The sequence below is a fragment of the Pseudomonas sp. Sample_9 genome, from assembly GCF_004307535.1.
Lineage (GTDB): Bacteria > Pseudomonadota > Gammaproteobacteria > Pseudomonadales > Pseudomonadaceae > Aquipseudomonas > Aquipseudomonas mercuritolerans.
On record NZ_RAZO01000030.1, the window covers coordinates 1 to 8,691 of the forward strand.

Below are 8,691 nucleotides of genomic sequence, written 5' to 3' on the forward strand. Positions count from 1 at the left end.
TTTGCTTTCTGTGGGAGCGAGCCTGCTCGCGAAGGCGGCCTGACAGCCGACCTGTTCTTAATTGGTACGTGATCCAACTGTAGGAGCTGCCGAAGGCTGCGATCTTTGCTTTTGCTGTTCTGTAGAGAGTGAGCCTGCTCGCGATGAGGCCAGTCGGTCCGCCGATAACTCGAAGTCGTTTAAATCTGTTTCAAAATAACCAGAACCTTCCCACAAGGTTTTCAGGTTGTCCGTCGGACGTCGGGTCACTAGTCTCTGGCTGTCGTCGAATCTTCGGCGATCGGGTGTGAGAACCCTGCTACTTATGGTCATCCAGTATCTGTGCACGCATAATCGCCGGCAGCTTGCCCGCTGTCTGCAATGTGTCATGGCGGCTGTGTGCGGGCAGACTTCGGTCTGGCCGGGTGTCCATAACCGGTATTCTCACCCCGCATACAGTTGCCACCTTTTGCCCCGTGAGAATGGCATTGGGTCGCACCGCAGATTTTGGAGAGCCGTTTCAATGGACAAACTGATCCCAGACCCACCCCCATCCCCCACCACGCCGCTCGAAGACGCCATGCGCGCCGACGATCTTGTGAAAAACCGCGAAGCGATAAAACGCGCGCTCGATTTCTATCTCTGCCCCGAACCTGCAAGACCGCACCCGCCCAGCACGCTGTTCATGGTGGTGCCCAATGTCGATACGGAAAGCCTGTTGGCGCATGCCTGTGAGTCGCTGGCGTCAGCGAGTGCGATGGCGAGTAATTTCGCTGGCGAGTTGAGCGGGTTTCAGCGCAGCACGGCGTTGGCGATTCAGCAGATTGTCATGCTGGCCGAGCTGGCGGTGAATCGGGCGCTGGATCGGGTTGATCCGCAGACCTGACCTGCGACCGCTTTATCGTTCTTCGCGAGCAGGCTCGCTCCCACAGGGGAAATGCTTTGCAAACTGTGGGAGCGAGCCTGCTCGCGAAGGGGCTTTCAAGGGCTCCACCAGACTAATTCTTGCTCTCGATCTTCCCGCCCGCATCCGGATCGTAAAAATCCGGGATCTCGTACTGGTATTTCTTCAGCCAGCGCTGCATCGCCAGTTCGCGCTCGGTGGCGGTGGCGCTTTGTGGTTTCGGCGAGGCGGCTTTGTTGCGGCTTTGCAGGACCAACCAGCCTTCGGTTTCCTGTTGTTGCGCTGAAGCAGGGCCGGTGTCGATGGCGTGGGCGGTGAGGGGCAGGGTGAGCAGGGTCAGGTAGCACAGGCCTTTGCGGATGGTCATGGCTGTCTCCTTATTCGAGCGTCGGCGGTAGCGGGTCGATGAAGGCGGCGACGCGGTCGCCGGGTGTGGCTTTGGCGTGGGCCGGGGCTTTGAGTTTTTCCGCGCGTTGCTGCGCTTCGGTGAATTGTTCCGGGGTCAGTCTCGAGCGGCTGACGATTTCCGCGGCTTGCGGCCAGTCGTTCTGGTAGAGCAGCAGGGTGACCATGTTCAGCGTCGCCAGTTGATTGTTCTGGCTCAGCTCGATGGCGGTGAGGAATTCGAATTTCGCTTCGTTGAGGCGCAGTTGGTTGAGGTAGACCACGCCGAGGTCATTGCGGATTTTTTCGTCGGTGGGCGCCAGGCGCGCGGCGCGTTGCAGGTGGGCCTGGGCCTGGCCGTTGTCGCCACGGGCGGCGTAGACCTGGCCCAAGCCATGTTCGGCCTGGGCGGTGAGGCAGCCGCCGAGCAGGCTGCGGTAGAGCGGCTCGGCTTCGCTGCGACCGAGCAGGCGATAGACCTTGGCTTTGCGCAGGCGCACTTCGCTGAGGTTGTCCGGCAGGCTTTGCAGGTTGGCGAGGCTGGCGTGGAGCTTGCCGTCGCTGGCCAGATCATCGGCGAGGTTCAGCGACAGCTCCTGCTCCGACGTGAGTTTGCTGCAGCTGGACGGCGACAGCAGCGAGGTCCACGGCGCCTGGCCATCCGTGGCGCAGCCGCTGAGCAGCAACAGACTTGCCATGACTATCAGTACTTTCATCAAACGCTCTCCATGAGCCAAGGTCAGTTTGCGAACGCGCGGGCAATGGCGGTGAAGCCCGGGCCGGCCAGTACGATCAGCAGGGCGGGAAACAGAAACAGCATCATCACCACCGACATCTTCGCCGACATTTTCGAGATGTATTCCTGCAGCCGCGTCAGGCGTCGGTCGTCCAGTAATTGCTTGAGCGCCAGCAGTGATTTCATCGCGCCGCCGCCCTGATGGATCAGTTGCTGGAGGATCACGCAGGTGTCGGTGAATTCGTCCACCGCGAGCATCACCGCGGTCTTGTTCAGCTCTTGGCCCAGCTCCAGACCGGAGTCGACGCGGCTGAGGATCAGGCGCAGTTCGCTGGTCAGCTCCGGCAGCAGTTTCTGCGCTTCGACGCTGAGCACGCGCAGGGCTTGTTCAACCGCCATGCCGGATTCGAAGAGGATGCGCAGCAGCGGAATGAACGTGGAGATTTCCACGGCGATGGTTCTCTGCCGGCGGGCGGCGGCGTAGGCGAGCAGGCGTTTGGGCAGCAGATAACCGCCGCCCGCAGCAAACATCGGCGCCATCCAGCGGTGGCTGGTCTGTGGAAAAAACACTTCCTGCAAAAAGATCGCCAGCCCCAGGGCGAGCAGCGGCGTGCCGATCTGGCAGGCGGCGAAGAGCGCGCGTTCGTTGGCGCGGCGCCAGCCGAGGCGGCCGAGCAGGGTCTGGGTTTCGCTGTCGATGCTCACCGAGCCCCGGCCGAAACGGCTGTTGCCCAGCGCGCGCAGCCAGTGGCCGAAGCGGTTTTCCCGGACCAATTGGCCGTGCAAGCGCTGATGCACCTGTCGCACGCGGCGGCGCTCGGTGAGCAGGTGATTGCCCAGCAATAACAGCGAACCGAGCAGCAACAGCAACGCCGCGAGCCAGACCATTTCAAACGCTCCGCAACATGCGCCACAGCGCCAGACTGCCCAGCACCTGCAACGCGGCGGCGCTGAGCAGCATGGTCTGGCCGCTTTCGTCGTGCCACATGCCGAGCATGTAGCCGGGGTTGGTCAGCATGAAGTAGCTCACCAGAATCAGCGGCAGCAAACCCAAAACCCAAGCGGTCATGCGCGTTTCCCCAGTCAGCGCGCGCAACTGCCGCGCGCCCTGGTCGCGCTCGCGGATCAGTTTGATCAGGTTCTCCAGCAGCTCACTGGCATTGCCGCCGTAGCGATGATTGACCTTCAGGCCGAGGGCGAACATGCGCAGTTCGTCCTGCTCGTAGAGTTCGGCAAAATCGTTGACCGCATCGGGGAGGTTCACCCCCAGTTGCACGTTGCGCTGCACCCGGCCCATGGCCGCTTTCAAGGGGTCTTCACTGGCCTCGATGCCGCCCAGCACCGCATCGCTGAGGGTGCGCCCGGATTTGAGGCTGCGCACGGTGTGGTCGAGCAGTTGCGGCAGTTGCTCGATCATGCGGCGGATCCGTCGGCGGTAGCGGACGGCGATGAACAGCCGCAATGCAACGGGTGGTGCAATCAGCATGAGCACCAGCCCGCCCCAGCTCGCGGTTAAAAATCCTGCTGCCATCGCTGCTGCCCACAGGCTCAGCCATTGTCCGAGACGTTCGCTCAGCCGACCCAGTCCCGCACGTAGAAACATGCGTTCCAGTCCCACCCATCTGGTCTGCTCGACGACCAGTTGCGGTTGCCCGGCGGCGAGTCGGTTGAGAACCTTTTCCGTCGCGGTCTTGCGCAGGCCTTGCAGGAACAGATAGATCGACAGCCCGAGCAGCATCAGGCAGATGGCGATAAGAATGATCGGTCCCAGCATCTGCGTGCTCCTCGCCGTCAGCCCAGGTGAGCGTCGTGGCGCAGCTTGTCGCCGGCCGGGTTGACCGCTTCGCGCACAAAGCCGAACCCCGTGCGGCGGTCGAGGCGGAACAGGGTGTTGGTGACGTAGACGTCCTCGCGGATGCCGACCACTTCCACCACTTCACTGACGCAGCGTCGACCGTCGGGCATGCGTGTCAGTTGAATGATCACGTCGAGGGCGGCGCAGATCATCTGGCGCAAGGTGCGTTCGGCAATCGAGCGCCCGGTCAGGCCCACCAGCGTCTCCAGACGCAGCAGCGCATCCTGGGCATTGTTGGCGTGCACGGTGCTCATCGAACCGTCGTGGCCGGTGTTCATCGCGGTGAGCACATCGACCACTTCGACGCCACGGATCTCGCCGAGAATGATCCGGTCAGGACGCATGCGCAGGGCGTTGCGAATCAGGTCGCTGGCCTTGACCTCGCCATGCCCCTCAGCGTTGGGGGGACGGGTTTCCAGACGCACCACATGCGGATGGCCGAGTTGCAGTTCGGCGACGTCTTCGATGGTCACCAGCCGTTCGTGCGGGTTGATCAACTGGCTGAGGATGTTCAGCAGCGTGGTCTTGCCGGTGCCGGTGCCGCCACTGATGAGGATGTTGCAGCGCCTGCCCACGGCGTTCTGCAGGAATTCGAAAATCGCCAGATCGATGGTCTGCATCGCCATCAGGTCGGTGCTCTTGAGCATGTCCTTGCGGAACTTGCGAATCGACAGGCACGGGCCGTCGAGGGCGATCGGCGGGATGATCGCGTTGACCCGGCTGCCGTCGGGCAGGCGCGCATCGACCATCGGCGAGGACTCATCGAGGCGTCGCCCAAGCGGCGCAAGAATGCGCTGCATGACCCGCTCGACGTGATGCGCGTCGATAAAACGCAGATCGCTTTGATGCAGTACGCCGTCGCGCTCGATGAACACCCGGTGCGGGCCGTTGACCAGAATCTCTGTAACCGACGGGTCACGCAGCAGTACTTCCAGCGGGCCGAAACCGGTGAGTTCGTCGACGATTTCTTCGCCGAGGCGCTCCATTTCGTAGCGCGAGATCGCCAGATGCAAACGCGCGATGTATTCGGCGACCTTGTCGGTGACGAACTGCGCCAGTTGCTGGCGTGAACCTTCCAGCAGGTTTTTTCCTGACTCCTCGATGGCGTCGATGATGTAGCGGTGCAGCACCAGTTTCAGGCCTTCGTGATCGCTGTTGCCGATCGCTCCGCGTGGCGTCGCGCCAAAGAGTTTTTCTGCGCTCATGAGTGGCCTCGCAGACGATCGAACCAGGTGGGTTTCGGTTTGCTCAGGCCTTCGGAACGCTTGGCCAGACGCTCGCCGAGGGCGCGCAGGCTCTGGGTGAGTTTTTCCCGGGGCGCCAGTTCGAAAAGGCTGACGCCCTGGTTTTTCGCGTTCAGGCGCACGTCGGGACTGAAGGCCAGCACGGCGATGACTTCCAGATTGAAGGTCTTGCCCAGGGTTTCGGCATCCGGCGCGACGTTGCTCAGGTAGCGATCGATCAGCAAGCGCCCGTGCTCGAGTTTCATGCCTTTCTCGCGCCACTGGTTGAGCACGGCGAGGTTGCGTCGGCAGTTGAGGACGTTCTGGTCGGTGTACCAGAGCAGTTTGTCGCAATGACTGACGAAGGTGCGCAACGCCTCACTGTCGGCTTGCCCGGTGAGGTTCACGACAATGTGTTGGAAGTGCTGGCGCAAAGCACTGAGCAGCATGTACAGCTCGGCGGCACTGGTGGATTCCAGCGGCTCGTCGCTGTTGGCGTAAGCAAGAATGCGCAGGCCGTGGTCGGCGCTGGTGAATGCGCTGTCGATCAGCGTCGCGTCGAGGCGGCGCAAATGACGCAGGGCATCGCCGAAGTGAAACGAACTCTCCAGACCCAACAGCGCCAGACTGTCGCCACGCGGCAGACCGAGGTCGAGCAGCAGGGTTTGCTGGCCGCTTTTCTGCACGACCATGGCCATGTGATTGGCGATCAAGGCGCCGTCCGACGCGCCTTGCACACCGTACAGAACGGTGAGGCCGCCGAGCTGGGTGCTAGGTGTAACGGCCGGGAGACGCTTACTCAGGCGCCGCACCAGTCCGGCGACTTCGCTGGAACGCGAGCCATAGGCGACAAAATCCCGCGCACCGGCGCGCATCGCATTCAGCACAAGCTGATTGTCCATGCCGTCACCGAGCGCAACAATCGCCAGCATCGGCTTGGCTTCCAGCGCACCTTCGATCAGCGCGCTCTGCGCCACGACATGCTCGCGGTCGAGACCGACGAAGACCAGATTGGCGAACGTTACATCGACCAGTGCGAGCAGTTCGTCGAGGCTGCCGGCACCGGCGCTGATGACCTGGCCGAGTGGCGCGAGGGCGCTTTGCAGCCATTCCAGATCGGTGCTGTTGCGGGTGATGGCGAGAAAGGTCTGGCTGAGATTCTGGTTCATTGCGACAACCCGCTGCGCTTGTCGAAGTTGCCGTTCTCGAGGAAGAACATGCGATAGAAATTCGGGTCGTAATTGCGCAGTTTCTCTCCCGGCAACGACGGCAGTCGCGCGTCCGCCGCCAGTGGCTGGACCAGGTGCGGGGTGACGATCATCAGCAGTTCGCGCTCTTCGCGCTTGATCTGCGAACCCTTGAAGAACGCGCCGAGGATGGGAATGTCGCCAAGGCCGGGAAACTTGTTCACCTGCGAGCTGTTGGTGGTGCTGATCAAACCGCTGATGACAAAACTTTCGCCATCACCCAGCGACACGCTGGTGTCGGTGCGGCGAATGGTCAGCGCCGGAACGGTGGTGCCGGCGATGTTCACCGCGTTGGCAAAATCCAGTTCGCTGACCTCCGGGGCGACCTTCAGCGCGATGCGATCGCGGCCGATGATGGTTGGCGTCAGGGTCAGGCGGATGCCGAATTCCTTGTACTCGATCGACACGCTGTCGCTGCCGGAACTGGGCACCGGAATCGGGATTTCCCCGCCGGCCAGGAAGCTCGCACTCTGTCCGTTCAGTGCCACCAGACTCGGCCGCGCCAGGGTGTAGGCGAAACCGCTGGTTTCCAGGGCATTGATGATCGCCATGGTCTTGCCGCCGACCCAGGAGAAATTGAACAGCGAGTTATCCACCGGCAGGCGCGGCTGCGGTACGCCGTCGATTGGTGGCAGCGTGCCGGGCGAGCCGAACAGGAAATTGCCGCGCGTGCCGATCAGCGACGCCGTGGCTTCCTTGAGTTTGGTGCGGCTGACTTCGACGAAGCGAATGTCGGTCTGCACCTGCGATGGCAGGGTCGGATCGTCGGACGGCACGCTGCTGGTCAGCGCCGTGGTCGCCGCGCCCTGGACGAAGACCATGGCTTGCTGCGGCTGCGCCGAACACGCGGTCCAGACCATCAGGCTGGTTGCGCCGGGGCCGACGCCCGTGAGCAGAAAGGACGAACCGCCATTGGCATGCACGTCGGCAATTTTCGGGTCGCCCACTGCCAGCCGAGTGATTGCCACAGGTGACTGCATGTCCTGCTGGAAGCCTTCACCGATCTCGATCACCGAGGGCAGGCGCGGCAGTGCCGAGCAATTGCCCACCGCCGCGAGGGCGGTATCCATCGTCAATCCCAACAACAGCAAGGCCCGGAGCGCCGGTTTCAATGTCGGTCTGAGTCGACTCTGCATGCACGTGAATCCTTGCGCAGTCATGGGGTTTGTTGGCTGATCTGGTTGCCGCGAATGATTTCCACCGCAGGCCTGGGCGCCGCGCCGGTACTGGCGGTGGCAGGTGCTCTTTGCGCGCTGCCCAGAGCGAGTTGAGTGAACTGGAAGAGCTGGCTGTTGGCGCGATCCAGGTGCGCGGGCGATTGCGCTTCGCCGGCCCAGTATTTGGCCAGCCGTTGTTCTTCGCTGCTGCGCACCGCGAGACGCAAGGTGCCGACTTGAGTGGCGAGCATCAGGCGGCTGAGCAGTTGTTCCGGCACCGCCAGCACCACAGTGCGTGCTGCAATCCGGCGTTGGTCCTGTTTGATTTTTTCTTCGGCGCTGAGGCTGGGCGTCGCCGGTTGGCCGTCGTTGGTCAGGCCGTACTGATCGCCGACCCCGAGCACGCGCAAAGCCGGGACGGCGATCTGCGCCGACTGCTGCAGATTGCTCGCGTCCTCGCGCAGATACAGCAGCACATCAACGTAATCGCCCGGCAGCAACTGCCCGGCGGCACCGATCACTTCATCGACGGCCACGGTCAGTGCGCGCTCGTCGCGGCGAATCATCCGCGCCAACGCACCGCCGGCCTGGAAGCTTTCGTCATTCAGCCAGGTGCCGGCGCTGAGGTGGCGCCAAGGCGTGCGGCCGACTGCTTGTTCGATGCTGGTCAGGCTGCCGGCCGGTGCGCTGCGCAGTTTTTCCACGGTCACATCGGCGGCGGTCAACGGCGTGAACGGCGCTACATCGTGGAGCACCACCACCACCGGTTGGCGGGTCTGGTCTTCGGCAATCGCGACAGTCTGTTCAACGCTGGTCGCAGGGGCGACGGGTGCCTCGGCAACTGGGGCCGGCTGACGACTGAGCACCAGCCCCCAGTAACCGACAAAAACCGCACCGAGCAACAGCAACGCGGCGAGGCTCATGGTGACGCGACTGTTCATGACGGCTCTCCCTTTCCTGCTGCACAACCGACGGCATCTGCTTGTGAAGGGCTTACTCATTCGGCAGCTATGAACATGCAACTATTTCGCTATTTCCAAGCTAGCTGATCCAAGCAAAAGCGCCATTAATGACAGGCAAATAACCCACCAAAAGTATGAGTCCCGGCCAATTAACGGCAGGAAGTGGCCGAGACACATTGGCATTAATGCTTTGTGATTAATGCGTTCTTACAGTTGTTGGGTGGGGGTTTGTTGACAATGCTCA

General features: G+C 62.3%; 9 protein-coding genes. 1 reads left to right on the forward strand and 8 read right to left on the reverse strand.

Annotation, left to right across the window (positions count from 1 at the left end):
• Positions 1-502: 502 nt before the first annotated feature.
• A complete protein-coding gene (locus D6877_RS02015; protein ID WP_130909670.1) occupies positions 503-865 on the forward strand; it encodes a DUF6124 family protein in 363 nt (120 codons plus the stop codon).
• 112 nt (positions 866-977) lie between these two features.
• On the opposite strand, the gene D6877_RS02020 is transcribed toward D6877_RS02015, so the two are convergent.
• The 8 genes from D6877_RS02020 to cpaB are packed head-to-tail and all read right to left on the reverse strand — an operon-like array spanning position 978 to position 8,426.
• Positions 978-1,250: a DUF3613 domain-containing protein gene (locus D6877_RS02020; RefSeq protein WP_024011439.1), complete on the reverse strand. Its 273-nt coding sequence runs from the start codon at positions 1,248-1,250 to the stop codon at positions 978-980.
• A gap of 10 nt (positions 1,251-1,260) precedes the next feature.
• On the reverse strand, positions 1,261-1,983 hold the full coding sequence (locus D6877_RS02025; RefSeq protein ID WP_130909671.1) for a tetratricopeptide repeat protein: 723 nt from the start codon (positions 1,981-1,983) through the stop codon (positions 1,261-1,263).
• A 23-nt stretch (positions 1,984-2,006) separates the two neighbouring features.
• Positions 2,007-2,891 carry a type II secretion system F family protein gene (locus D6877_RS02030; protein ID WP_130909672.1) on the reverse strand — a complete coding sequence of 295 codons (885 nt, stop codon included), beginning with the start codon at positions 2,889-2,891 and terminating at the stop codon, positions 2,007-2,009.
• A gap of 1 nt (position 2,892) precedes the next feature.
• Entirely contained in the window at positions 2,893-3,777 is an 885-nt protein-coding gene (locus D6877_RS02035; RefSeq protein ID WP_130909673.1) for a type II secretion system F family protein, read from the reverse strand.
• A gap of 17 nt (positions 3,778-3,794) precedes the next feature.
• Positions 3,795-5,063, reverse strand: a complete 1,269-nt coding sequence (locus D6877_RS02040) for a CpaF family protein (RefSeq protein ID WP_024011443.1) — start codon at positions 5,061-5,063, stop codon at positions 3,795-3,797.
• Positions 5,060-6,250, reverse strand: coding sequence for a pilus assembly protein (locus tag D6877_RS02045; RefSeq protein WP_130909674.1), 1,191 nt, complete (start codon positions 6,248-6,250; stop codon positions 5,060-5,062). Before D6877_RS02045 ends, D6877_RS02040 begins: the two co-directional genes overlap by 4 nt.
• Positions 6,247-7,464 carry a type II and III secretion system protein family protein gene (locus D6877_RS02050; protein ID WP_073471824.1) on the reverse strand — a complete coding sequence of 406 codons (1,218 nt, stop codon included), beginning with the start codon at positions 7,462-7,464 and terminating at the stop codon, positions 6,247-6,249. Before D6877_RS02050 ends, D6877_RS02045 begins: the two co-directional genes overlap by 4 nt.
• A gap of 20 nt (positions 7,465-7,484) precedes the next feature.
• Positions 7,485-8,426, reverse strand: coding sequence for a Flp pilus assembly protein CpaB (cpaB, locus tag D6877_RS02055; RefSeq protein ID WP_130909675.1), 942 nt, complete (start codon positions 8,424-8,426; stop codon positions 7,485-7,487).
• Positions 8,427-8,691 lie beyond the last annotated feature (265 nt).

What these genes read in the sequence shown, in the direction of transcription:
- D6877_RS02015 (WP_130909670.1), top strand. Translation starts at nt 503, where the DNA reads ATGGACAAACTGATCCCAGACCCACCCCCATCCCCCACCACGCCGCTC.
- D6877_RS02020 (WP_024011439.1), bottom strand. Translation starts at nt 1,250, where the DNA reads ATGACCATCCGCAAAGGCCTGTGCTACCTGACCCTGCTCACCCTGCCC.
- D6877_RS02025 (WP_130909671.1), bottom strand. Translation starts at nt 1,983, where the DNA reads ATGAAAGTACTGATAGTCATGGCAAGTCTGTTGCTGCTCAGCGGCTGC.
- D6877_RS02030 (WP_130909672.1), bottom strand. Translation starts at nt 2,891, where the DNA reads ATGGTCTGGCTCGCGGCGTTGCTGTTGCTGCTCGGTTCGCTGTTATTG.
- D6877_RS02035 (WP_130909673.1), bottom strand. Translation starts at nt 3,777, where the DNA reads ATGCTGGGACCGATCATTCTTATCGCCATCTGCCTGATGCTGCTCGGG.
- D6877_RS02040 (WP_024011443.1), bottom strand. Translation starts at nt 5,063, where the DNA reads ATGAGCGCAGAAAAACTCTTTGGCGCGACGCCACGCGGAGCGATCGGC.
- D6877_RS02045 (WP_130909674.1), bottom strand. Translation starts at nt 6,250, where the DNA reads ATGAACCAGAATCTCAGCCAGACCTTTCTCGCCATCACCCGCAACAGC.
- D6877_RS02050 (WP_073471824.1), bottom strand. Translation starts at nt 7,464, where the DNA reads ATGCAGAGTCGACTCAGACCGACATTGAAACCGGCGCTCCGGGCCTTG.
- cpaB (WP_130909675.1), bottom strand. Translation starts at nt 8,426, where the DNA reads ATGAACAGTCGCGTCACCATGAGCCTCGCCGCGTTGCTGTTGCTCGGT.